This is a genomic window from Adhaeribacter aquaticus DSM 16391 (genome assembly GCF_000473365.1).
In the GTDB taxonomy this organism is placed as follows: domain Bacteria; phylum Bacteroidota; class Bacteroidia; order Cytophagales; family Hymenobacteraceae; genus Adhaeribacter; species Adhaeribacter aquaticus.
The window spans coordinates 3,424,848-3,449,024 of record NZ_KI421517.1 but is presented as its reverse complement, the minus strand read 5'-3'; the positions used below and the strand labels follow the sequence as shown (position 1 = coordinate 3,449,024).

Here is a 24,177-nt window from a genome sequence, read left to right as displayed (position 1 = left end):
TTTTTAACTATTGTTCTTGCCTGAATCTGGTTACAGATTTAACTTCAATAAAAAAGCCTTTTCTAATAGTAGAAAAGGCTTTTTTATTGAAGGAGTTCGCTTTACCAGATTCGTACGCGTTCGTCTCCTCTTACCATTTTATCGCCGGGTTTGCAACCAAAAGCTTCGTAAAACTGGGGCATATTACTTAAAGGGCCTACTGTTCTGAAACGTGCTGGTGAGTGCGGATCTGTAAGTACCTGCTGATTAAAATACTCATTCGTGGCATTGGTACGCCAGGATTGTGCCCAGGAAAGGAAGAACCGTTGTTCAGGGGTAAAACCGGCAATTTTTTCTTTGGATTTACCTTTTAAAGCTTTTTGCAAAGCGGTATAGGCAATGTTTAACCCGCCAATATCGGCAATATTTTCACCCATGGTTAATTTGCCATTTACATGAACACCAGGTAATATTTCATAGGCACTGTATTGCTTGTCTACCAAAGTAGTGCGTTCTTTAAACTTTTCAGAGTCTTCTTTTGTCCACCAGTCCTTTAAATTTCCCTGCGGATCGTATTGGCTGCCCTGGTCATCAAAACCATGAGTAAGTTCGTGTCCGATAACAGCCCCCATGCCTCCATAATTCACGGCATCATCGGCTTTAGGATCAAAGAAAGGAGGTTGTAAAATACCAGCCGGGAATACAATCTCATTCATCGACGGGTTGTAATACGCGTTCACTGTTGGCGGCGTCATAGCCCACTCAGTCCGATCTACTGGTTTGTTAATTTTTTCTGCATTAAACTGAAAATCAAACTCATTGGCTCTCATTACATTGGTTACATAAGGGCCACGCTCAACAGTAAGGCCAGAATAGTCCCGCCACTTATCCGGGTAGCCAATTTTAACCTCAAATGCATCTAATTTCCGCAATGCCTCCTGCTTAGTTTTTTCACTCATCCAATCCAGGTTCCGGACATGTTCCTGAAAAGCCGACCGCAGGTTTTCGACCATCGTTAACGCTTTTTCCTTCGCTTCCGGCGAAAAAGCTTTCTCTACGTATAACTGCCCCAGTAACTCACCCACTCCATTATCAGTTGCCCGCAACACTCTTTTCCAGCGAGGCTGCATTACTTTTGTACCGCTTAAAACTTTGCTGTAAAAATTAAAATTTTCCTGAACAAATGCCTGGTTTAAGTAAGGAGCTGTGGAGTGAATAAGGTGCCAGCGTAAATAAGTTTTCCAATCGGCTAGCGTATTAATTTTTAAGGTATTATTAAGTTCTTTAAAAAACTCTGGCTGCCCCACCACCACTTCTTTCGCGGCCTGTAACTTCATTTGGCCCAATAAATAAGTCCAGTCCAAGTTAGGCGTAGTTTTTTGCAATTGGGCAATTGTCATTTTATGGTAGTTACCATAAGGATCACGTAAGGCTACTCGGGTTTTAGAAGCTTTTGCCAGCCGCGTCTCCATAGCGAATACCTTATCTGCATTCTTTTTGGCAGTAGCCACATCATCGCCCAGCAACGAGAACATATTCTGCAGGTGCTTCCGGTACTCCTGCCGGATATACTGGGATCTTTGATCCTGAGTTAAATAATAATCCCGATCAGGCAATCCTAAACCACCCTGGTATAGATTTAAGATATACTGCGTGCTGTTCTTATCGTCCTGAGCCACATAGATAGAAAACATACCACTAGACCCTTTTCTTTTAAGGTGGGCAACGGTAGCCAGTAAACCTTTTTTATCTTTTATTGCCTGAATACGAGCCAGCTCAGGTTTTAAGGGAGCAAGGCCTGCCTGTTCTATAGCAGCCGAATCCATGCCAGAAGCAAAAAAATCTCCTACTTTCTGAACAGAACTTCCTTTAGTGGCATTAGTTTGAGCAGCGGCATCTTTTAGAATAGCATGAAGTACAGCATAATTACGATCATTAAGTTCATGAAAACTGCTCCAGCGGCTTTCAGAAGGGGGCACCGGGTTTTTCTTTAACCACCCGCCATTGGCGTACAAAAAGAAGTCGGCACAAGGGTTTTGAGTAGTGTCCAAATTTGCAACCTCTATACCGTACCCCATATTCATAGGTGCTTTTTGAGCGGTAACTGTTGTGGCTTGTTCGGAGTTGGCAGTATTGGTTGGTTGCGTGTTTGTGGTGCTACATTGCATCAGCAAAAGGCCGCCAATTGCAAATACACTATTCCGCCAGCTATATTTTTTATTCATAATAGGTAAAACAAATTTCATTTCGCAAAAATATACGTTTAATAGCTTTATAAAGAATAAATGTGGTAAAGCCAGCCTTGGTAATTCTAAATTGCCTGATTTTTAAGCTAATTCCTTTCTCGGATCCCAAAATAAATTTTTAAAATCCACCACCTGGTCATTTTCTACTTTTATACCTTCCCGCTCCAGGTTTTCCTGCATGGCATTGGGCGTAGCAAAATGTTGCTTTCCGGTAAGCATCCCATTTCGGTTAACTACCCGGTAAGCCGGGATATTTTTATTCTGAATGTGAGAACTAATAAGCGCCCACCCTACCATTCTGGCTGATCCTTTACTTCCTAAGTATTCAGCGATGGCACCATAAGAGGTTACTCTACCTACCGGAATAAGCTTTACTACTTCAAACACATTTTCAAAAAAACTATAATCGTCTTTCTTTTTTTCCATGAAATATGAAATAAACTTGCCTTGCTTCTTAGTAAATACTAATAAATGAAAATTTAGGATAAATTAAATAAAAAACGAGCTGTTATTTCCCGTGGAAGTAACAGCTCGTTTGAATAATAGGAACAACTTGAAGTTATATGATCTATGGAAAGAGAGATCTTTTTAATTTAATGTTAAAGATCCCGCAATTTCTTTCAGACCAACCTCACCCAGCTTAGCCTGATATAAGGCATTATTTAAACGTACTGAAGCATTGATATAGTTTAATTGGGCATCACGTACCTCAACTGTAGTAATGCTACCTAACCGAAATTTCTCTAAAGTTATATCCATGTTTTGTTTGGCAATCTTCTGGTTACTCTCCTCTAATTTAATTAAAGCCAGGTTGGTCAAATACGTTTGGTAAGAGGTGGCCAGCTGAGTATGTAAACTTTGCTTAATTCTTTCTAAATCCAATTCAGTATTTCTGATATTAATAATGGCATTCTGCTCATTCCTTCTCTGGAGGAAACCATTGAAAATATTTAAGGAGGCCGTTACACCATAATTAAATCCACGATTATTTTGAGACTGCACTAATCCAAAACCATTTTGAGAATTAGCAAAATTATACCCGGTATTAACCCCGATTCGAGGCAAACGGGCTCCCTTTACAATATTTAAGTTTAACTCCGCAATACGTTGACTAATAATGGCCGCTTGTAAAGATGGGTTTAGTTTTAAAGCTCTATCTGTTAACTCTGCTAAGGTTAACTGCTGGTTAATGGTAATACTATCCTGTACCAGGAAACTTATGCTAGGATCCCGGGCTAGAACTTCATTAAGTAATATCTGTGTATTACGATAGGATTCTTGTTGCCGTAAATAATTTGTGGTATCGGTATTTAAATCTACCTGCGCATTTAAAACCTCCAACCGGGCCGCCTTACCAATTACAAACCGGTTCTGGGCAGTTCTAACCCGGAACCGGGAAATTTCTATAGCTGTTTGTAAGGCCTTTAATTGTTGCTGCTGAAATACCAGATTATAATAATTATTGGTAACATCAGCAATCTTGGACAAAATAACAAGTTGCAAATTAGATTCCCCCAGGCGCTCGAGTTCTCTTAACTGATTGAATCGGGCAAACATAGAAAAGCCATCAAAAACTGTCCAGCTAAGTGCAGCTCCGTAGGCTAAATTGTTTGATTTGGCTCCTGTTCTAACTTGCGGGGCACGATTTGCATCAAAAAAGTTGGTTGTACCACTTTGAACGCTGTTATTATTTGTTACCGTTCCATTTATTACAGGTAACATTCCGGCATTTCCTCGGTTTACATTGTTTTCAGCTATTTCTACATTATTAGCCTGTATTTTAATATCATAATTTCTTTCTAAGGCTATTTTTACTGCATTTTCGAGCGTTAATATTTCCTGGGCACTGGCTTTGTTAAATCCTGTTAACAAAGCCAGTACCAACAAGAAAACATTTTTAAGATTCATAATTTAATTTCAGATTATCAATTCTACTTAAGCAGCTTTTTCGTAAGCTTCAATATTGTCAAATTCAGAGCGGTGTTTACGTTCCCGCGACCACATAGAATAAATTGCCGGGATGATGAATAAGGTAAGAATTAAAGAAAAAGTAGTACCTCCTACAATTACCACCCCCATACCTACCCGGCTCTTTGCTGCTGCACCCAGCGCTAAAGCAATGGGTAAAGCACCCAGAGCAATTGCCAAACTGGTCATTAAAATTGGCCGAAGTCGGGCTTCAGAAGCTTCTAAGATGGCTTCCATTTTAGGTTTCCCTTCTTCCCTAAGCTGGTTGGCAAATTCTACTATCAGAATACCATTTTTAGTTACCAGACCAATAAGCATAATGGTACCTATCTGGCTAAAAATATTCCAGCTCTGACCAAATAACCATAGCGAAAGTAAGGCTCCCGCAACCGCCATCGGCACGGTTAAGATAATAATCAGTGGATCTACAAAGCTTTCAAACTGTGCAGCTAAAATCAGGTAAATCAGCAACAGCGCTAAACCAAAGGCAAACATGGTGTTAGAACCACTTTCTACAAAGTCCCGCGACTCCCCTCCTAAATCGGTGGAAAAGGTTTTATCTAAAACTTTATTTCTGATACGGTCCATGGCCTCTATTCCATCTCCAATACTCATGCCTGGGGCTAAACCCGCCGATACCGTCGCCGCCATATACCGGTTATTGTGGTACAACTGTGGTGGGCTGCTACGCTCCTCCATGGTTACTAAATTATCTAATTGAATTAGCTGACCGGAATTACTTCTTACATATAAAGAGGTTAAATCTAGCGGGGCATCCCGATCGGCTTTCTCAAACTGACCTATAACCTGGTATTGCCGGCCATTCATCATGAAATAACCAAACCGCTGACCACTTAAGGATAACTGCAAAGTTTGTGCTACATCAATTACCGAAACGCCTAAACTTTGTGCTTTTTCCCGATCAATAGTTATACTTAACTCAGGTTTATTAAATTTCAGATTTACATCTACGTTACTGAATGTAGGGTCTTTGCTGGCCTCATCCATAAATTCAGGTATTTTTTCCTGTAATTTCTGAAAGTTAGGCGCCTGAATAATGTATTGAATCGGCTGGCCGCCGCGGCGGTTTACTGAGATAGTAGGTTGCTGCGTTACCATGGTACGTGCCTCCGGAAATTTTTTGGTTAACTTAGTCAGGTGATCTAAAATTTCCTGTTGAGATCGCTCCCGCTCATCTGGTTGTGCCAGTGCTAACCGGATAATACCGTTATTTACACTACCGGCACCACCAAATCCGGGCGATGTTATTACTAAACTAACTTTCTTTTCCGGTACAGAATCATTTACCATTTCCGTTAATTCCTCCATAAAACGCTCCATATATTCATAAGAAGCACCCTCGGGAGCAGTAGCTCGTACCATTAACATACTCCTGTCATCATACGGAGCCGTTTCTTTTAACAGATTAACATAAAAGAATACAATCAAACCAATACAAGCCAAAATGATAGGAAAGCTTAACCATCTTCTTTTCATGAATGCTGACAATGACTCACTGTAGCTGGAATTCATTCTCTCAAAGTACGGCTCTGTTAACTCATAAAACCGGGAACGTTTATGGACCCCACCTTTCATCAGGTAGGCATTCAGCATTGGAGTAAGGGTTAAGGAAACAAACGCTGAAATAAGCACGGCTGCACCAATTACTACTCCAAATTCGCGGAATAAACGTCCCACAAATCCTTCCAGAAATATTACTGGTAAAAACACCGCTGCCAATGTAATGGAAATAGAAATTACCGCTAAGAATATTTCATTAGATCCTTTCACGGCCGCCTCTATCGGCGACATACCTTCCTCTACTTTTTTGTAAATATTTTCTGTAACTACAATACCATCGTCCACTACCAGACCAGTCGCAAGTACTATTGCCAATAAGGTAAGTACATTTATAGAGAAGCCGGCCAGGTACATGATAAAGAACGTTGAAATCAAGGAAACCGGAATATCTATCAATGGCCGGAAAGCAATACCCCAATCCCGGAAAAACAAATAAATAATGGCAATTACCAGGATCAGAGAAAGCAATATGGTTTCGGCTACTTCCGTAACTGATCTTTTAATAAACAAGGTATTATCCATGGCTATATTCAGATTCAGATCTTTAGGAAGCTCTGTTTTGAGTTTATCAAATTGCTTATAAAAGGCATCGGCAATTTCCAGGTAGTTGGTTCCGGGCTGAGGAATAATAGCTAATCCAACCATGGGCATACCAGATTCTGTCATTTTATTTTCCAGGTTTTCCGGCCCCATTTCGGCACTACCTAAATCGCTGAACCGAATAATTTTATCACCATCCGTTCTGATAATTAAGTTATTAAACTGCTCCTGAGAAGACAAATTACCAAGCGTTTTTACAACCAGTTCTGTATTTGCTCCGGTAACCTTACCTGATGGCAACTCCACATTTTCCCGGTTAAGGGCTGTTCTTACATCACCTACAGTTAAACCATAAGAAGCTAACTTCATGGGATCTAACCAGAGGCGCATGGCATACCGTTTCTGGCCCCAAATCTGAACACTACTAATGCCAGGTATGGTTTGTAATCTTTGCGAAATTACATTCTCGGCAAAATCACTTAACTCCAATGGCGTGCGGATATCGCTTCGTACCGTCATGGTAATAATTGGTTCCGAATCAGCATCTGCCTTAGAAACTACGGGTGGTGCATCAATATCCTGAGGTAAGCTTCTTATTGCCTGCGATACTTTATCACGTACATCGTTAGCCGCTTCTTCCAAGTTTTTATCCAGGTTAAATTCAATATTAATGTTGCTCGAACCTTGGTTACTGGAAGAAGAAATATTACGAACCCCATCAATGGAATTAATTGCTTTTTCTAAAGGCTCCGTAATCTGAGACTCAATAATATCTGCATTTGCACCAGAATAATTGGTCCGCACCGAAACAATAGCAGGGTCAATGGATGGAAATTCCCGGACGCCCAGGAATGTATAGCCAATAACCCCAAATAAAATCAGCAACAAGTTTATTACTATAGTAAAAACCGGCCTTTTAATACTAGTGGTTGATAAACTCATAACACTACTTAATTTTTTGGTAAATTGGAAGCTACTCTTACTTTTACTGGTGCACCATCCTTTAAGGTTAATATTCCAGTGGTCAAAACCGTATCACCAGCATTTAAGCCGGACGTAATCAGAATTTCTTTTGCCGTACGGGTAGAAGCCACTACCAATACTTCTTTTGCTTTACCATCTTTAGCGATAAATACTTTTTTACCTTCCTGTACCGGAACAATGGCCTGGGTTGGAACTAAAATAGCATCTTGGATTTGGTTTAGCGGCAACTCTATGGTGGCAAATGCTCCCGGGAAAAGAGCTCCATTCGGGTTAGCCGCCCGGGCTCTTAGTTGTAACGTTCGGGTAGCGGTAGCAATTCCAGGTTCAATAGCGTAAACGGTGGCAGTATATTTTTCCGGAGAGCCGGAAACTGTAAAACTAACCTTCGTGTTCAGGCTAACCTGTGTTGCATATTTTTCCGGCACCGTAAAAGTAATTTTTACCGGATCGCTGCTTACTAAGTTTGCTATCACCGTTTCAGGAGATAAATACGCCCCCTCCGAGATATTGCGTAAACCTATGCGGCCGGAAAACGGTGCTGTAATTACTGTTTTAGCTAATTGGGCCCGAATTAACTGTGATTGTGATTGCGTAGAACGGTATTCAGCGGTAGCAATATCGTGTTCTTCCCGGCTGATAGCTTCTTTGGCTAATAAAAGCCGTGCCCGTTCAGCATTTTCTGCCGCTAAATTCTGCCGGGTAAGCGCCTGCGCTAATTGTGCCCTTAACTCCGAGTCATCTACCTTCACCAAGACCTGACCTTTCTTTACCTTACTGCCTTCCTGAAATGTTATGCTGCGTACCAACCCTGAAACCTGGCCTCTGATAGCTACTTGCTCATTTGCTTCTATAGAACCCGTTACCGATAAGTTATTGGAAAATTGCTGTGGTTTCAAAATGATCCCATCAACCCGCATGGCTCCCCCTCCTGGTCCTCTTCCGGGCCCACCCTGGCCTCCTTTGCCTCCGGTTGCAGCCATTGCTCCTCCCGGACCACCTGGCCCGCCTTTCCCCTGACTTTTATTCTGGGTAACCCGATAAACTATTAATGCTCCAAAAACCAGGATTAATAGAGTATAGATAACATATTTGATTTTCATAATTACTCGTGGCGTTCTTTAATTTACTTGCAATAAAATTTAATTGTATTCTTACTTCCGGTGGATTAGGGGACAGGTTTCGCTGAGGGTTATTGGGTACTACTTCATGTATTTTAAGTTTTTAATATTCCAGGTTGTTATCTTTCTCTCTTAGATAAATTTTAGTGAAAAAGGTTTAATAGTATATGCCTGTTTATTTTCAATACAAGTTACAAGTAGATTCTGTATCAATTCTGAATTTTACTTATCAAATATTAAATTGTTCTATATAAATTTCAAACTATCTATTTATCCGGAATTTTGAACTACAGCAGGAAAATCAGGAATACAAAAGGAGGTAAAGAAAAATGCTAAGAAAGCATCCAGGGAGGTGAATTAATAATATATAAAGAGAAATAAAAAAAGGCTAAAAGTAAATTTTAGCCTTTTCTATAATGGATTAACTAATTATACCCTTACTAATGGCATATTTAATTAAGGCAGCCGTATTTTTTGCTTTAGTTTTTTCTATGATATTCTGGCGATGCGTTTCAACGGTACGCTTACTGGTAAATATTTTATCTGCTATCTCGGCATTGGTTAACCCATCAGCAATTAACTTTAATATTTCTATTTCCCGTTGCGATAAATCACGGGTTTGTTTTTCTTCGGATGAAACTGGTTTATAACCCGGGTTCTGCAGCTTCTTTAAAAGATTTATAGAAATAGCAGATCCTATAAACTGGCCACCACTGGCCACTATTTTAATAGCACAAATCATTTCATCCCGGCCCGTACTTTTTAAAAGATAACCCGAAGCGCCAGCATCCATTACCTTGGCAATGTAACTTTCATGATCCAGCATCGATAATATCAACACCTTTAGGTTTTCATATTTCTCATGAATATAAGCCGTGGTATCAAAACCATCCATTTCAGGCATATTTATATCCATCATGATTACATCAGCAGCTGTTTCAGGAAGCAAATCTATTAATTCGCGACCCGTGCCAGCCTCTGCCACTACTTCAATAGTTTTATCATCTTTTAATAAAGCTCTTATGCCATCCCTGATGATTGTGTGGTCATCTACTAATATTACCCGAATAGTATTATTCCCTTCGTTAAAGTCCGTCATATTCAGCTTACATTATAGTTTTGCTTGTATTGCAAAACCTATTTATATTGTTAAAACCGGTTATTCAAATTATTCGCTCCATCTTCTACTGGCAAATAATATTAGTTATTAAACCTAATCCACCCAAACATACCTTTTAATAAAGCCAGAAAATACAAATAAGTACGGAGACTTCATGTTTATATACGGATACCTGTATATAAAGTAGGTATAAAAAACCAGTATTTACCCTATTTACTGCTAAAAATCAATTATTTATCTTTGTAAAACATCTTCTGATTATTTCTTATAAAGTAAACTTCTTTATGAGGTTCTAGTGGGAAAGATATTTAACAATTAAATAAAATTGTATTGGTATGGATATTTCATTGCGTATAGAAGATCATAACTTCATTTTAAAATTGAAAGGAGATTATGATGCCTCAGCTTCCCAAAAATTAGCCACGGCTCTGGAAGAAGGGGTACGGAGCTTTTGCAGCAATATCATTCTAGATTTAGCAGAATTAAAATACATTACTACTACTGGCCAGCGTACTTTGGTATCTTATTTAAATAAAATACAGAAGCTGGATATGCAACTAATCCTTTGTCAGGCAAAACCAGATGTAGAATATTCGCTAAAAGAATCTGGTTTAATACGACTATTTAAAATTGCCTCTTCCATTCGGGAAGCTAAAGCCGCCTCTACTCCATTTGCTGTTTAAATATTAAGTTTAATTAACTTTAACTTAATATTTACTTTCCTGATCAGCCTTCTTTTTTTACTTTCTTTCCACTACTCATAAAAACCTTTCTTTCTATAAAAAGAAAGGTCTATAGCCTTTACTGTATTGGCTAAAATACGTAAACTCTATTATATGGAACTTTACCACGAAATAAAAGAAGAAGCTTATGTTGTTATTTTGGCGGGCACCTTAGACGGCACCAATGCCCCTGAAATTGATATTGCGCTAAAAAAGGCTATTAAAAGTCAGAAGAAGGAAGTGATTATAAACTGCCAGAATCTTAAACACATCACTTCTGCAGGCATAGGCATATTCTTATCTAATTTGCCCGTTATTAAAGAGCAAGGAATGGAGCTTATTTTCCAGGGAATGAATGCCAATATCCGGAAGGTATTTGCCATGCTTGGGTTAGATTCCTTACTTAAGATTTCTGAGCCAACAACATTTTAAAATATATAAGTGTTATTGCTTTAACCTCTTCCAATAATAAGCTAAAGAATCATTTGTACTTACTGGGTAGGTGTCTCTTTTTATTAGCTGGCGCACATAAGTAATACGGTTATCCAGTAATGGATGCGTACTAAACCATTCTGTCTCTCCCGTAGCCCCCTCCGCTTTCAGGTGGTTAAACAAATTCACCATGCCATGCGGGTTAATTTTATTCCTTTTTAAAATTTGATATCCAGATAAGTCGGCTTCTTTTTCCAGTGCCCGGCTATATTGTAAAGATTTCAAGGAATTAGCATTTTCTATTATCAGAGCCGAAAGTCCACTTAAATCACCCAAAATAGTAGATAAAAATACATACCCGGATAAGCTCTTGAAAATTGTGCGGGTTGAATGTTTTAAATGGATGTGACTATACTCATGCGCTAATAGGGCTGCTAACTCTTCTGGTTCCTTTAAGATATCTATAATTCCGGCATGCACTACAATAAATCCACCGGGTAAGGCAAACGCATTAGCCTCCCGATCATTGACCAAAACTACTTTAATTGGATAAGCGGCATTCAAATTTAAATGCTTAACAAAAGCCTTTAAATAAATTGTCTGCTCTTTATTAATATTAGCTGGTGAAATGGTACGTTCAAAAATTTCCTGCCCTATTTTCCTTTCGTAGGTAGCGGGTACTCTTTTGGCAGCAAAATCGGCTGCAGCCGGTAGGCCCCAAAAATATAAAACTGGAATTGAAGCTATAATAAGTAGTGCTACAATCCAAATCCACCAGGTACTATTAGCTTTAGGGGCAGGCGGTGCATTATAGGTTATTTTTGGCTGATAATAATAATCATTATATAAAGTAAAGAAAAGCGGATCCAGCCCTTCCAAAGATTGCAGAGGATAATCGCCATACCTCAAAATGGTTTTACCTGAGTCAGGCGCAGATTGCTTTGTAATCCGGTGTACTTGCCAATAAAGCGTAGTGGCCAGGGTAGCATGTTGTTCCTGGTAAGTTATTTGTAAGGCAGCAGGCGTAAAAATTACTTTGGCCGGGTAAGGCTGAGAAGATTTCCCGTTAAAATATATAGCTTCAAATGCACTATGGAGCATATTTCCTATTTTAATAGATGGCGGCTCAGTTTCAGTTTATCAAGAAATAAATTTTTACATAAACCTAGGAATAAAACTTTACCTGATTACTTCCCGCTAAAGTTACTCAGTCAAGACTTCTTTTCAATTTAATAGGTAAATTACTCCTAGGTTCTTATTTGTAATAATTTAAACTTTTCATTTATGGAATACCAATATTATTAAGGTTGTTAAATATTATTAGTACTACTTATGCAGTGGTTACGCTTACTTTAATGCTACAATTCCCCGAATAAAATTTAAAATTTCCTATTCTTAATATTCGTATCTTTTGTATTACCTTTTTATAATATATTTATTTACCATATTAGGAACTTAAACTATATAATAATAAGTTATTCCTGGGCACGGACTACTTAACATCTAAATATGTCACAATTATTAGACTTAATTCTGCTGGTGGATGATGATGAAACTACCAACTTTGTTAATAATCGCTTACTCTCCCGCATGAATATAGCTCGTGAAATAAAAATTGCTAAAAACGGACAAGAGGCCATTGATTATTTAAAAGATTGTGAAGCACAAAAACAAATTTGCCCGGACCTGATTTTTTTAGATATTAAAATGCCGGTAATGGACGGGTTTTCTTTTTTAGAAACATATGAAGCAGCTGGCTTGGGCAAAAACAATCAGGTAATTATTATGATGCTTACCTCATCTGCCAGCTTTTATGATCTGGAAAGGCTTAAAAATTATAAATTTGTAAAACAACATATTTCTAAGGCTTTAACCGAAGGAGATATTAAGGAAATTTTACAGCAATACTTTGCAAACCAATCCAATAATTAAGTAAAGCCTTTATCAAAGGCTTTATCTGAGTAATTAAATTTTAAATAACTTCATCTATTGGCCAGGTAAATTTAAAAGTGGTACCGTTTCTACCCTTTGATTCTACCCATATGGCCGTTTTTTTAAGCTGGATTATTTTATCTATTATAGATAAACCTAATCCTGTACTGATATTCCGGTGTAAACTACCTGTTTCATAAGCTTTAAAAATAGTTTCCTGTTCTGCCAGTGGAATTCCGGGACCATTATCAGCCACCGAAAATTGCAACAGCCCCTCTTTAACCTGATAATCAATAAAAATATACCCTTCTTCTTTATCATTATACTTAATAGCATTGCTGATTAAGTTGCTGAAAATTTGTTGCAGATAAATTTCCTCGGTAAACAAAGTTGGTAGCCCAGGTTTCACAGCAACTTTAATATGAGCCGGAATAGAATGGGAATGAAGCAAGTTCTGGATCAGAATATTTAAATCTACTTTTGTTTTAGGTATACTTTGTTTCCCGGCTGTTGAATAAAGAAGCACATCATAAATAAACTTCTCCATCCGGGTAGCCTGGGCTTTAATCATACCGGCCGTTTTACTTATATCATTAAAATTATCCTCGGCTATATCTTCTTCAATAATTCTGGCCAAAGAATAAATATTATAAATCGGCCCTTTCAGATCGTGCGAAACTATATGTGCAAACTTATCCAGCTCCCTGTTTATAACAGTAAGTTTCTCATTACTTTTATCCCGCTCCTGAAGCAAAGTAGAAATTTCGTGATTAGATGTTTGCAACTGGGCATTTAAGCGCCTGATTTCTTCCAGTTGGTATTCCGTTTCAATATTTTTTAACCGTAGCTGATCCAGCAGCTCAATCAGCTGCATATTCTGCGTTTTTATTTCAGCATAAGGCGATATATCACTTTCTTCTTTAAAGTGCTCCAGCCATCCTTTTATAATGGCTTTGTTTATAGGTGGATGATTATGCGGAATTTCTTTACGTAACGTAACCCGGGTTCCCTTTTCGTATTCACTGTTTATAGCAAAATATTCAACCAGTTTGCGGGAGTTTAGAATCCCCCACCCTTTCAAACCTTGTGGTTGCGCATGTTGCTTTAGCAGCTCCTCTACATTACTGATTCCTCTTCCCCGATCAGTAACTAAACCTTCCAGGTAAAGATGCCCATCCGTTTCAACAATGCTATATTTTATAATTCCCTGCCCTACATGTTCCAACACATTACGCGAAATTTCAGAAACGGCTGTAGCAAATTTAGTTTGGTTAGCAAGAGCAATACCACAAAAAGTTGAAAGTTGCATGGCCCTTTTATAGGCCAAAACAATATCCAGCTCATTTTCCAGCTTTATCGTTAATATATCTCGCTCCATTTCCTTTAGCCTCTGGTTCTACCAACCAAAACCAGTGTATCGTCTGTTCCCCGTTTAAAATCTTTATACAATAGAGCCGCTATAACACTGGTATCGTGCCGTTGCAAATCTTTGTAACGGGCTAAATCCCACTTGCTTTTTAATCCGTCTGAATGCACCACCAACAACCCTTGGTTAGACCAGGGAATCTGGTGGTTGTTTATGGTATTGGGTATATTATGCCCTAAAATTCCGTTATAAGATATAATGCTTTTAGTCCCGTCTGCTCCGCTAAAAAACCGGCCGGCTATGTTCCCGATTCCGCAATAAGTAAGGGTTTGGTCTTTTAAATCAATTAAAGCAACATTAGCTACCGCTCCTCTGGTTCTTTTTATAGAAGCATGCAAACTCCGGATCAGGGAAGAAGGAGTCTGGTTTGTTTGCTGTAAAAAAGTTTCAACGGCCCCCTGGCTGGCCTGTTGGGCAAACTCGCCGTGTCCTAAACCATCAGCTACTAATAAGTAACACGTGTTGATGCTTTCGTACATAGCCCAGCCATCCCCGCAATCGGTTTCTCCAGTTTTGGGCACCATTACTACCCCAATGTCAAACCTCTTAATTTTGCCTGCTTTGGGCTTTTGCCGACTCTTATAAATCCGGGATAAAACCACTGTACCTACCCCCCGGGAAGAATACAAGTCAAATTCATCTGAAATTCTTTTAATGGCGCCCAGTCCTTCTCCATGTGTTCCGACGGTTGATACGCCATCTTCCAACATGCGCTGTGGGTCACTCATTCCTGGCCCCTGATCTATACAAATAATTTCTAACCCACTGGCTTTTTCTCCAATAGGTTTTACCAGAATTTCACCGTTTACAGCCTCGTGTTTAATCAGGTTCGAGGCCATTTCCGAAATTATTAAATTTATTTTACCAACTTCAGATTCTTTAAAACCTAAACCTTCAGCCAGTTTAGCAATATCACGTTTAACAATATTCTGAAAACTTCTATCCGTTAAGGTAAAGCTTACATGCGGTTTAAAGTCCATTTTTCCAGCGAATGATCGTAACTGTGGTTCCCTTCCCTACTTCGCTTTTTAAATCGAATTCATTAGATAAACGTTTTGCACCTGGTAAGCCCAGACCTAAACTTTTACCGGTAGAGAAGCCGTCCTGCATAGCTTGTTTAACATCTTTAATGCCCGGACCTTTATCTGCAAATGTTAACCGGACGCCTTTAATATTGTTTCGGACAACAATTTCCAAAATGGCCTCGCCTCCATTGGCGTAGCGCAACATATTCCGGACTAATTCGCTGGCTGCCGTAATTAATTTAGTTTGGCCAACCAGGCTCATGCCTATTTTTACTGCATATTCTTTGGCTTTATTTCGGAAGAAAATAACATCCGGTTCTCGTAGAATGGTTAATTTTTCTTTAGTTAAGGTCATCATACAGATTTTCCTCGTCTAGTGGTAAATAACCAATTTTACTTCGAAGAAGCTCCATACCTTTTTCTACATCTAAAGCGGTGTACACACCTGTTAGCGTTAAGCCTAATTCAACTAAAGTAATTGCCACTGCAGGTTGCATGCCTACAACAACTGTTTCAGCATCCATTATTTTAGACATAGAGGCAATGTTGCCCAGAATTCTCCCCATGAAAGAATCTACAATACTCACTGCCGAAATATCTATTAAAACGCCCCGCGCCTCGGTTTTACTTACCATGTTTATCAGATCATTCTCCAGGGCCAAGGCTAACCGATCATACAAATCAACCTGTATGGTAACGAGTAAAAACTCGCCCATTTTTAGAATAGGAATTTTATCCATCACTTCCTTTACTAAATAATACTTTTCTTTTCGCCCCTTCTAACTTCTACCCCTAACATATTAAAAGCTAACTTAAGGGCACTGGCTAAGGAGGCTTTTGTATTAATATTGGATAAATCTATTCCTAAATGCACTATTGTCTGAGCGATTTCTGCCCGTATGCCACTAATGATACATTCGGCTCCCATTAATCGGGTAGCACTTACTGTTTTTATTAAATGTTGAGCTACTAAAGAATCTACGGTAGGAACGCCAGAAATATCCAGGATAGCAATTCGGCTGCCTGTTTCTACAATCATTTGCAACAGGTTTTCCATTACAATTTGCGTACGGGCGCTATCCAGGGTTCCGATAATTGGTAATGCCAGAATTCCATCCCAAACCCGGATAACTGGCGTTGAAATTTCATTTATTTCATCTGTCTGCCGTAAAATAACTTCTTCTCTACCTTTTATGAAGGTTTCCATGGTTATGATACTAAGCGTATCCAGCAGATTATTTATTATTACAGCTTCCTGGTAAAGCAAGGCCGGATCATTGGCAAACTCTTTATCCATTATTGAGTAAAAAGCTCTTTTCAGGCTCATTACAAATAAACTTGTTTCGCGAGGCGAAAACCCCTGGCGGGCCCGGGTAATGGAAAGCTCACTTATAATATCAACAACTGGCTGAAAAACATCTGAATCCGCGTTAAATTCTCCAGAACCCAACGCTTTTAAAAGTGAATCCAGTAATTCTTCTGATTGCTTTCCTAACTCTTCATTTGTTATCAAATCATCTCTAAGAGTACTATCGGCCAATTGGTTATGCATCCAGGCTTCTAATAATTGCTTTTTATTCTTTTTAAGGAAGGAAGCGGTTTTGGATTTCATGTTGATATTCAATATTTCTTCGGTTACACTATGGTAGCAATACGCTATAACAATTGAGCATAAAAGTAAGGATTAATAGCCTTTTAACTACACCCAGCCAAAGTTATTTTTATGTATAAAAATACTAATTTAAACTCAGCTTAAATACTGATACCTGGTTTGACTGATTTATCTTTTACCCAAATGAATAATAAAAGTGGTGGTAGACCTGGTTTAAATTCTAAAAAAATATCACTTAATTTTTGCCAGGTGGTACTTCAGCTCATAGTTAAATTTCATCCTTTTTGTTCAGGTTTAGTTTTAAATCTTAATACAGATTTCCCCTAAAATACCGGCTCTAAAATATGCACCAAAACCATATTTCTTGGAGCTGTAATATTGGTAGCGCTTGTTCTTCAACCCACTGTTTCAGCCAATCTTAAAAGTAATTTTAACTTTATCCGGTCACTTTCCTTTTTTACTCGTTAACACTAATTTCATCCATAACCCATTAGAATTCAATTTTAAACAAGATTAAAAATTTCACTACCATCTCTAATTAACCTAAATCAGGTTATGGTTTGGTATAAATGCTATTTACATCTTAAACGAGAATCGGATTAATATAATATGGTTTAGTGGTGTAATTACCTATCAATAACTTTCAATGAATGTAATAAATAAATATTGGGAAGCAGATGAGGCAGCACCTCATCAACAGAATTTATATGGATCTATTGACCTGGAAGATGAAAGATCTGAAAAAGAATTAATAGCTAGTTATTATCCCCTTATGGAAGCATGGAACTGGGAAATTTACATTTACAACAATAAACCAGATATGCGGGAATATGGTACTTGCAGAACGGAAGAAGAAGCCAGGAATACTATTAGTCACTATATCAATCTTATTTAAGCCTAGTATCAAAAAATATAACTACACCTAATAATTCAAAATACTGGTTTATTATACCAACTGTTACGGTATATAAAGAATATAGCTGTTTGCCAGATGGAAACTTATTTAGGTTATTTCTATAGGGGAAAAGACAAGTTTAGTTTAATATTTTTAAGGTTTCAAACTATGAAATTCTTATTTAAATGATTTCATAGAATGAAGACCTAAAAGTTTAACCTTTTAATAACTCCCGTTCAAAATAAACTAATTCCTTTTGGTTCGGATTTTCAGGAGAAGTGCAGTAATAGATGCGCTTTGCAAATCGTCTTACTACTAATTTAAGATTAGGATTTACTTTGGCGTAAACCAAAGATCCTTCGGGATATGTGTTTTCCATTTAAATAAATACGTTCCTTAAAATTATAAGGGCATAATTAAATAATTTAGTTTCGGAATAAGGAAACTGGTGCTCGTCAAAAAGATTTAAAAGGTTAATGGAAATTATTTAAATCCTAAATTCTTTAAAAGAAAGCAAGGATTGCCTATTCTGTTTGTTACCTTTTATAGAGGAACTGAAGCTTATAGCAGGTTCAGTTTTTTTTGAAGCTCCGTATAATAAATAACTTAATAATTCAGGTTCTTTAATAATTCCAATCCTGCCCGAATGGGTTTTATTATATCGGTAAAATTACCGACGCTTCTTAAAGTAACTTTATCGTTATAAATAATTATTCTGGCTAAGCCTTGATTGATGTAACTGGTGGCCTGGTTTTTAGTTAAAATAACATGCGCCGATACACTTTCCTCTTTTAGGTTTTCTATTTCATTTAAAATTTGAAAACATAAATTCTTAATAGCATTTACATTAGCCTCACTCTCTGCGGTAAGGTTATATAACTCATTGCTTAATGCTTTTATATTTTTAAAAACTTTTTCAGAGTTCATTTTCAAAAACAAGGATAGTGTTATCAACAAAAAACTATTCTCCTAAAAAACACTTAAATGAAATAGCAAAACCTGGAATTGGAGATGGTAATATACGCAACAATCTAAAGTACAAGGTTACCCAAACAAGAGCGTGAAAACCAACATTTTTTGCCTCGCCAATATAATTACAGGCTTACCTTATTCCCCTAAAATATTATTAGACCTCAATAAAAGCCTTATCAAATCATTATATATAAAGTGCAAATCAGGAAAACTTGTATTTCAAACTTTTGCAATTCTTACCTATCGCTTACCTACGTGCTTTTTTTTAGGAGTAGTTTTAACTATTACTTAAATAAAACTATTTGTTCTCAACTTGTGAGGAAGGATTTGGAGCAGCATGCCTTTCTGTACTTTTCTTTTCTGCAAACAGGTACCACGCCAGAAAGAAAATAAACACCAAAATAGTTATGATGGCGGCAGGAATACTAATGCCGGACCTTGACTTTTCTGGCTCCCTTTTGCTGTTAGCATTATTCTTCATACTTCAGGTAATTTTTAGCTGGTTAAAATAGATACGCAAAATAGCCCCTTTACGGGGCTATCGGCTCATAGTTTTATTTTAATTATTACTGGTAAGTAAAGAATTAATTATTATTAGATTTGTTACTGGCTCGTTCTGCTTTTTTTGCTTGTTTATCAGCATTATGGCGAGTTCTCTGTGCCCTGGCTTCTGTTCGGGCCGCTAGCTTAGCTTGTTTGGCGGCATCAGCAGCATCATCTTCAATCCGATCGGCTTCTCTGGCATTAGCTCTAGCTGTCTTTGCTTCCGTTTTGGTACTTCTTCTTAAATCAACGGCTTCGTTCAGTCGTTGTTTATCTTCATTTTCCTGTAGAGTTTTTGCTGCAGTTTTAGCTTGAGCAGAATCAATGGTCTGGGCAAAAGAGGTTGTACTTAGAAGTAGGATTGCTCCCAAAATAATTGATAAAAAATAGGCCTTGGCTTTCATATTAGTTTTATAAATAATTTTAATTGTTGAAATGACGTGGGGTTGAATGAATTAATTCATTGATGGGGGAGCAACTTTTTCTATATCAAACATAAAATATAGAAATTTCCGGGATTTAATTTGGGGTATTTCTTCTTCACCAATATCTTTTAGTGTAACCTCATAATATTGATTCTTGATACATATTGTATGTGAATTATCCTGTTCCAAATCAAATGCATATTCTGGTGTATTAGCCTCCATAAAAGAAACTAAAACCCGCCGGATATGGGCCTCCGGATGAGCGGCGTCTAATAGCACATCTCCCAATTTTGGGGCTCCTTGTATTGTCATACCAGAATTTATATAAGGCGCATGCACCATCACTGACAAATCGCCTAACTGCTGATAATTGGGAGCAAAAGGATTAAGAACTAATTTTAAGGATTGCATGATTTTTACGGAAAAAAATAAAGAGATTATAAATTAATTAAAGCACATAAACGACCTTGCCAGGATAGCGGGGAGTGGAGAAAAAGTAAGTTACCTTGTAATTTAGATAGACCAGTTTTAATTCTAATCAGAAGTACCTAAGAAAATAATGCTAGCTCTTTAAAATGAAATTTTATTACTTTTTAAGTGTCCACGATAAAGTAAAGAAATAAAAATAAGGTTTAATTAAGGTGAATAAGGAAGGCTAGTTGTTTCCCCAAACCTTTTGGTAAGCCGCATCGCATTCTTGGCGAATGTTTGTGGGCAAATTAGCATTTGATTTATAGTCAAATCTAACATACTCAAATTCGTGGCATAAGGAATAGTAATTTTGAATCCGGTCAGGAGTTTGCAGGGATAGCTCTTGAGATTTCTCTTTAAAATACAAAAAGTATTTCTCTTCTATTGCAAGTAATGAAACCAAGAAAGTTTCTTTCTTTTGAGTAAAGTCAAGTTCTTTTCTTCGGCTAAACAATTTCTGGAGGAGTCTCATATTTTTAAAATTATATTTTATATTATTACATACGCAGGAATAAAGAATTAAATAATTTTTATATCATTTATTATTTTACTTCGTAATTCCCGCTGCTGATTATGGCAGGAATACTTGATTTACCAAACAAAACGAATTTTGAATTGCAGACTCTATTTTTTCTTATAAAAGATACAAGTGGTGATTTGCCTATAAAAAGGCCTTTGCCATGAAGAGATTAATACCTTGAAGGGATTAATAAGGAGTATTTGTATTTTAAACAACTAGTCCTCGCCACCCCTGTTTTGATAATTGTATAGTAAGAATGCAAAACCAAAGTAACTATTCAATTAAATGGGTAACCTTATTAAAGCTAAATGCCAATGTGGATTAGACTCAAAAGCAATTTATCAGGGAACAGGTTTCAGATACCTTGAAACAGGTAAAATAATAGAACCTGCCATTTAAACCCATAAAACTAAGCTTTAAAAAGCTGGCTAAACACCTGTTTATCATTACTTAAAAGGGTTTTGGAGTTGTCTACCATGCCATTTGTAGTTGATATGTGTTAAAACTGTTTATAAGCTAAATTTAAGGTGTCTTGCAAAGGGGGAAACGTGTTAAGCATTTCTGAAAAAATGCCCTTGAAGGAGTTCTAAACGCTTCGGGAAACCGTTTAAACTACCAGGCAATCAACTTCTTTTAGCACCGCGAAACGGTTGTCTATTATAAAATTATGAACCTATAACCTCAAAAAAGTGTACTATTAAATAAAATCTATTTATTAAACCCGCCTTTTATTTTCTATAACTTTTAGAAGGTACAATAGCTAGTAAGATTAATTGGATTTGCAGTAAAGGAATATTCCTTTTTGCAGCCTTTAGCTATTTAATGATGCTAGCTCACAATAATACCATTAATACAGCTCTTTTAAATTATTTAACTAATGAAGATGCTATCCGCGCCCAATACCCAAATTCCTTCATCATTTTATTTGAAAGGCAGATTTTAGGGCCTTATCAGTCCGTTACAGAAGCTTATCGGGTAGCTTTTGCAAAGTTTGAACTTGGTACTTTTATCGTTAAATATTGTGGTAAACTCTAATAAATACTGGTTTTAAGTCCTAACCCAGTAGAACCTAACCTTACACAATAAAAATAAGCTGTTTTCAAGTGTTTTACTAAGGATTCAAGGCGTGTTTAAATTTCCGAAAGAATGCCAATAGCTGCCATATAAACGATATGGCAAGGCATTTAAAGCCTTATTACACAAATGTTAATTCCTAAATATTTTATATCTTTAAGGGCTCAATACCTAATCCCACAATGGTCTTATACCAGAACAATTTTATTGTACTAAATTACGAGCCTACTACCGATATTCTTACGGTAGATTGGCCTCAAATTGAAAGCTACTTACTACACGAAGTAGAAAGATCTTTGCAAACTTTAGTAGACTACGTGCGGAATTACGATGTCAAACGCCTTTTGATTGATGCGGGCAAAGCTACTTCTTCCCCAGAATTAGTAGATTCGTCTGAATACAAAAGAATTATTATGGAGTTTGCGATTAACTTAAACAAAACGCGCTTACAAAAGTCGGCCAGAGTAGTTGCCCTTGATAAGAACAGGGAAACAAAAACACAAAAAGTAGCGGCAGAAATAGTACAGCAGACCGGATTTGCTATTCAAAGCAAAAACTTCGATACCAGAGCCGAAGCAATGGCTTGGTTAAAAGCTTAAAAATCAATAATTTATTCAAACTTAAAAATCTGGATTTTCCTAAGGTAAATACTTACCTTTGATTGGTAATATCCTGAAAATGTTAATTTTAAAGAACAAATTACAAGTACTTGAGTACGAACCGGCAAACAATATTTTATTGGCAGAGTGGCCTAACCATGAAGATTATTCCCTGCCAGAAGTAGTTCAGACATTAGAAACGCTAGTAAAATACATTAGGGAGTACAACGTTAAGTATTTGGTAATTAATTCAACACAAGTAAAACCAAATTTCCAAATAACTGGTCTGAGGGAATTTAAAGCAGCTATAGTGGAGCTGGTTTACAATCTTTCCAAAACGTCTTTAAAGAAAATAGCCCGAATAGCCACCAATAATCCGGAACGGGAAATACTTGTACGAAATCTTGCCCATGAAATTAGCCAAGGGTTAGTATTTGATTTCCAAATAAAAGAATTTCTAAGCCAAACCGAAGCAAAAGAGTGGTTATTGGGTTAATAAGACCGCGTAAGCCAGTAAATCAACTGCACTTAAGTTTTAGGAAGTTCAATAAAAAAGGTGGTACCCTTATTTTCTTCACTTTCAAACCAGATTTGTCCATTATGCCATTCCACAATAATTTTGATTATGGACATACCCAGACCATTGGAAGGCTCACCGTTAAGCCCCGGTCTGCTGGCTTTCGTAAACTTATCAAACAGTACATTGTGGTATTTTTGGGGTATGCCAATGCCGTTGTCTTCTACTTTAATTAAAACGGTTTCTTCCTTTTCTTCCAAACTAACGCTTATCACGCCCTTCTTTGGCGTGAACTTAATAGCATTGGAAATAAGGTTATTAATGGCCTGTAATAGTTTAATATCGTCAATTTCGACGTAGATTTCCTTTTGGTTAGGTAAGAAATAGAAGGTTTTAGAAATTTCTTTTTCCGATTTCTGGTATTGCTGCATTATTTCCTTTAGCCGGTCAACCAAATTGGTTCTTCTTTTAATGACGTTGACTTCGGCTGTTTCTAAAAATTCCGCCGAAATCAAATCCCTAATTAGCAAAACCGCGTTGGAACTGGTCTTCCCGATCAGGTTCAATGCCTGGTTTACTTCTTCATTCCCGTAGCTTTTAACATCATCCAACAATACACCAGAAAGGGAGTTAATTATGGCCATGGGTTCTGCCAAGTCATGAGCCAGAATATGCAGAATAGAGTTTTTTTTGTTGGCGTACTTCTTTAAGTAGTCGTTGTACTTCTTGTGGGCGGTTATATCGTCCAGGTACCCAATAATCTTTTGCTTGCCCCCTTCCTCTGATAACAAGGGTGTCAGGCAAACCCATTGTTCCTTGTTTTCGGGCAAGGTTATTCTAAATTCAATGTCTTTATTTTCTTCCCCTTTCATGAGTAGCTTGCTCATGACCAGCACATACTGCCTATCTTCTGGGTGAACTAATTGCAAGAGCGATTCCGGGGAAGTAGGTACGTCTAGGGTTAAATTGAAAGTAGCTTCAAAAGTACTGTTGAAATAAGAAAACTTATTTGCCACGGTTTCATAGACAAAAATTGCTTGCCTACTGTTGTTGGCTAGAAATTTAAACGTAGCTAAATCCATACTGATAGGAGATTAGATCAATAATACAAGTAAATAATCTTACAAGCCAAGACCAACAGTTACGGATATGGCAAAAAATAGATGTAAAGCGTTTAAGTCATTTAAATGAACAAAATATTTAGCCTAGCCATTTAGTCCACAAGCCTAATTCAGGCATTTATTGGCAGGATTGAATTCCAGCCTGTGGTAAACTCCATAACAACTTGTTGAGGAAAGACCAGGAGTGTTGGGCATGCTTGAAAAGGTTTTATAAAGTTTAAGACTAATAAGCAGAATTTGATGCAAGAGTTAGGTGAAGAATTAGGGAAGGGTAATCTCGTCTAAATAGGGTTCTAAGGCTGCTGTGCTGGTAAATCCCCGGACCATTTTTCCTTTGTTTTCTTTCGGACTAAAC

Annotated in this window: 26 protein-coding genes; 7 read left to right on the top strand and 19 right to left on the bottom strand. The window is 37.4% G+C overall.

Annotation, left to right across the window (positions count from 1 at the left end; translation table 11 throughout):
* Window positions 1-101: 101 nt before the first annotated feature.
* The 6 genes from ADHAQ_RS0117520 to ADHAQ_RS0117495 all read right to left on the bottom strand — a co-directional run bounded on the left by ADHAQ_RS0117520 (window position 102) and on the right by ADHAQ_RS0117495 (window position 9,515).
* Window positions 102-2,225 (bottom strand): M13 family metallopeptidase, encoded by a 2,124-nt coding sequence (locus tag ADHAQ_RS0117520; protein WP_245590632.1) that lies wholly within the window; start codon window positions 2,223-2,225, stop codon window positions 102-104.
* A gap of 81 nt (window positions 2,226-2,306) precedes the next feature.
* The gene (locus ADHAQ_RS0117515) at window positions 2,307-2,651 is read right to left on the bottom strand and encodes an MGMT family protein (protein ID WP_026464044.1); all 345 of its coding nucleotides are present in this window, start codon (window positions 2,649-2,651) and stop codon (window positions 2,307-2,309) included.
* A gap of 162 nt (window positions 2,652-2,813) precedes the next feature.
* Window positions 2,814-4,133 carry a TolC family protein gene (locus ADHAQ_RS0117510; protein ID WP_026464043.1) on the bottom strand — a complete coding sequence of 440 codons (1,320 nt, stop codon included), beginning with the start codon at window positions 4,131-4,133 and terminating at the stop codon, window positions 2,814-2,816.
* A 27-nt stretch (window positions 4,134-4,160) separates the two neighbouring features.
* Window positions 4,161-7,256 (bottom strand): efflux RND transporter permease subunit, encoded by a 3,096-nt coding sequence (locus tag ADHAQ_RS0117505; RefSeq protein ID WP_026464042.1) that lies wholly within the window; start codon window positions 7,254-7,256, stop codon window positions 4,161-4,163.
* Between the two features lie 8 nt (window positions 7,257-7,264).
* Window positions 7,265-8,398 (bottom strand): efflux RND transporter periplasmic adaptor subunit, encoded by a 1,134-nt coding sequence (locus ADHAQ_RS0117500; RefSeq protein WP_026464041.1) that lies wholly within the window; start codon window positions 8,396-8,398, stop codon window positions 7,265-7,267.
* A 439-nt stretch (window positions 8,399-8,837) separates the two neighbouring features.
* Window positions 8,838-9,515, bottom strand: a complete 678-nt coding sequence (locus ADHAQ_RS0117495; protein ID WP_026464040.1) for a response regulator transcription factor — start codon at window positions 9,513-9,515, stop codon at window positions 8,838-8,840.
* A gap of 356 nt (window positions 9,516-9,871) precedes the next feature.
* Between ADHAQ_RS0117495 and ADHAQ_RS0117490 the strand changes: the two genes are divergently transcribed.
* Window positions 9,872-10,219, top strand: a complete 348-nt coding sequence (locus ADHAQ_RS0117490; RefSeq protein ID WP_026464039.1) for an STAS domain-containing protein — start codon at window positions 9,872-9,874, stop codon at window positions 10,217-10,219.
* A gap of 153 nt (window positions 10,220-10,372) precedes the next feature.
* Window positions 10,373-10,690, top strand: a complete 318-nt coding sequence (locus ADHAQ_RS0117485) for an STAS domain-containing protein (RefSeq protein ID WP_026464038.1) — start codon at window positions 10,373-10,375, stop codon at window positions 10,688-10,690.
* Between the two features lie 12 nt (window positions 10,691-10,702).
* Here the strand turns inward: ADHAQ_RS0117485 and ADHAQ_RS0117480 are convergent, their stop codons facing one another.
* Window positions 10,703-11,791, bottom strand: coding sequence for a M48 family metallopeptidase (locus ADHAQ_RS0117480; protein ID WP_026464037.1), 1,089 nt, complete (start codon window positions 11,789-11,791; stop codon window positions 10,703-10,705).
* A 408-nt stretch (window positions 11,792-12,199) separates the two neighbouring features.
* Between ADHAQ_RS0117480 and ADHAQ_RS0117475 the strand changes: the two genes are divergently transcribed.
* Entirely contained in the window at window positions 12,200-12,622 is a 423-nt protein-coding gene (locus ADHAQ_RS0117475; protein ID WP_026464036.1) for a response regulator, read from the top strand.
* Window positions 12,623-12,662: 40 nt separating this feature from the next.
* On the opposite strand, the gene ADHAQ_RS0117470 is transcribed toward ADHAQ_RS0117475, so the two are convergent.
* The 5 genes from ADHAQ_RS0117470 to ADHAQ_RS0117450 are packed head-to-tail and all read right to left on the bottom strand — an operon-like array spanning window position 12,663 to window position 16,685.
* Entirely contained in the window at window positions 12,663-14,000 is a 1,338-nt protein-coding gene (locus ADHAQ_RS0117470; RefSeq protein WP_026464035.1) for an ATP-binding protein, read from the bottom strand.
* A 5-nt stretch (window positions 14,001-14,005) separates the two neighbouring features.
* The gene (locus ADHAQ_RS0117465; protein ID WP_026464034.1) at window positions 14,006-15,028 is read right to left on the bottom strand and encodes an ATP-binding SpoIIE family protein phosphatase; all 1,023 of its coding nucleotides are present in this window, start codon (window positions 15,026-15,028) and stop codon (window positions 14,006-14,008) included.
* Complete coding sequence (locus ADHAQ_RS0117460) at window positions 15,018-15,431, bottom strand: anti-sigma regulatory factor (protein ID WP_026464033.1); 414 nt, start codon at window positions 15,429-15,431, stop codon at window positions 15,018-15,020. The genes ADHAQ_RS0117465 and ADHAQ_RS0117460 overlap by 11 nt, the downstream gene beginning before the upstream one ends.
* Window positions 15,415-15,813: an STAS domain-containing protein gene (locus ADHAQ_RS0117455; RefSeq protein WP_026464032.1), complete on the bottom strand. Its 399-nt coding sequence runs from the start codon at window positions 15,811-15,813 to the stop codon at window positions 15,415-15,417. Before ADHAQ_RS0117455 ends, ADHAQ_RS0117460 begins: the two co-directional genes overlap by 17 nt.
* Before the next feature lie 11 nt (window positions 15,814-15,824).
* A complete protein-coding gene (locus tag ADHAQ_RS0117450) occupies window positions 15,825-16,685 on the bottom strand; it encodes an STAS domain-containing protein (protein WP_026464031.1) in 861 nt (286 codons plus the stop codon).
* Window positions 16,686-17,331: 646 nt separating this feature from the next.
* On the opposite strand from ADHAQ_RS0117450, the gene ADHAQ_RS0117445 reads away from it, so the two are divergent.
* Window positions 17,332-17,580, top strand: coding sequence for a hypothetical protein (locus ADHAQ_RS0117445; RefSeq protein ID WP_026464030.1), 249 nt, complete (start codon window positions 17,332-17,334; stop codon window positions 17,578-17,580).
* Between the two features lie 214 nt (window positions 17,581-17,794).
* Here the strand turns inward: ADHAQ_RS0117445 and ADHAQ_RS28390 are convergent, their stop codons facing one another.
* The 6 genes from ADHAQ_RS28390 to ADHAQ_RS0117415 all read right to left on the bottom strand — a co-directional run bounded on the left by ADHAQ_RS28390 (window position 17,795) and on the right by ADHAQ_RS0117415 (window position 20,463).
* Complete coding sequence (locus ADHAQ_RS28390) at window positions 17,795-17,959, bottom strand: hypothetical protein (RefSeq protein ID WP_169728010.1); 165 nt, start codon at window positions 17,957-17,959, stop codon at window positions 17,795-17,797.
* A 227-nt stretch (window positions 17,960-18,186) separates the two neighbouring features.
* A complete protein-coding gene (locus ADHAQ_RS0117435; protein ID WP_026464029.1) occupies window positions 18,187-18,507 on the bottom strand; it encodes a hypothetical protein in 321 nt (106 codons plus the stop codon).
* Window positions 18,508-18,850: 343 nt separating this feature from the next.
* Window positions 18,851-19,033 (bottom strand): hypothetical protein, encoded by a 183-nt coding sequence (locus tag ADHAQ_RS0117430; RefSeq protein WP_026464028.1) that lies wholly within the window; start codon window positions 19,031-19,033, stop codon window positions 18,851-18,853.
* Between the two features lie 103 nt (window positions 19,034-19,136).
* The gene (locus ADHAQ_RS0117425) at window positions 19,137-19,499 is read right to left on the bottom strand and encodes a hypothetical protein (RefSeq protein WP_026464027.1); all 363 of its coding nucleotides are present in this window, start codon (window positions 19,497-19,499) and stop codon (window positions 19,137-19,139) included.
* A gap of 51 nt (window positions 19,500-19,550) precedes the next feature.
* Window positions 19,551-19,931 carry a hypothetical protein gene (locus ADHAQ_RS0117420; RefSeq protein WP_026464026.1) on the bottom strand — a complete coding sequence of 127 codons (381 nt, stop codon included), beginning with the start codon at window positions 19,929-19,931 and terminating at the stop codon, window positions 19,551-19,553.
* A 244-nt stretch (window positions 19,932-20,175) separates the two neighbouring features.
* Window positions 20,176-20,463, bottom strand: a complete 288-nt coding sequence (locus ADHAQ_RS0117415; protein WP_026464025.1) for a hypothetical protein — start codon at window positions 20,461-20,463, stop codon at window positions 20,176-20,178.
* Window positions 20,464-21,333: 870 nt separating this feature from the next.
* On the opposite strand from ADHAQ_RS0117415, the gene ADHAQ_RS0117405 reads away from it, so the two are divergent.
* The 3 genes from ADHAQ_RS0117405 to ADHAQ_RS0117395 all read left to right on the top strand — a co-directional run bounded on the left by ADHAQ_RS0117405 (window position 21,334) and on the right by ADHAQ_RS0117395 (window position 22,680).
* A complete protein-coding gene (locus ADHAQ_RS0117405) occupies window positions 21,334-21,546 on the top strand; it encodes a hypothetical protein (RefSeq protein WP_026464024.1) in 213 nt (70 codons plus the stop codon).
* A gap of 221 nt (window positions 21,547-21,767) precedes the next feature.
* Complete coding sequence (locus tag ADHAQ_RS0117400; RefSeq protein ID WP_026464023.1) at window positions 21,768-22,184, top strand: hypothetical protein; 417 nt, start codon at window positions 21,768-21,770, stop codon at window positions 22,182-22,184.
* A 79-nt stretch (window positions 22,185-22,263) separates the two neighbouring features.
* A complete protein-coding gene (locus tag ADHAQ_RS0117395) occupies window positions 22,264-22,680 on the top strand; it encodes a hypothetical protein (protein ID WP_026464022.1) in 417 nt (138 codons plus the stop codon).
* 32 nt (window positions 22,681-22,712) lie between these two features.
* On the opposite strand, the gene ADHAQ_RS0117390 is transcribed toward ADHAQ_RS0117395, so the two are convergent.
* Window positions 22,713-23,783, bottom strand: a complete 1,071-nt coding sequence (locus tag ADHAQ_RS0117390; protein ID WP_034256897.1) for a PAS domain-containing sensor histidine kinase — start codon at window positions 23,781-23,783, stop codon at window positions 22,713-22,715.
* Window positions 23,784-24,177: the final 394 nt, after the last annotated feature.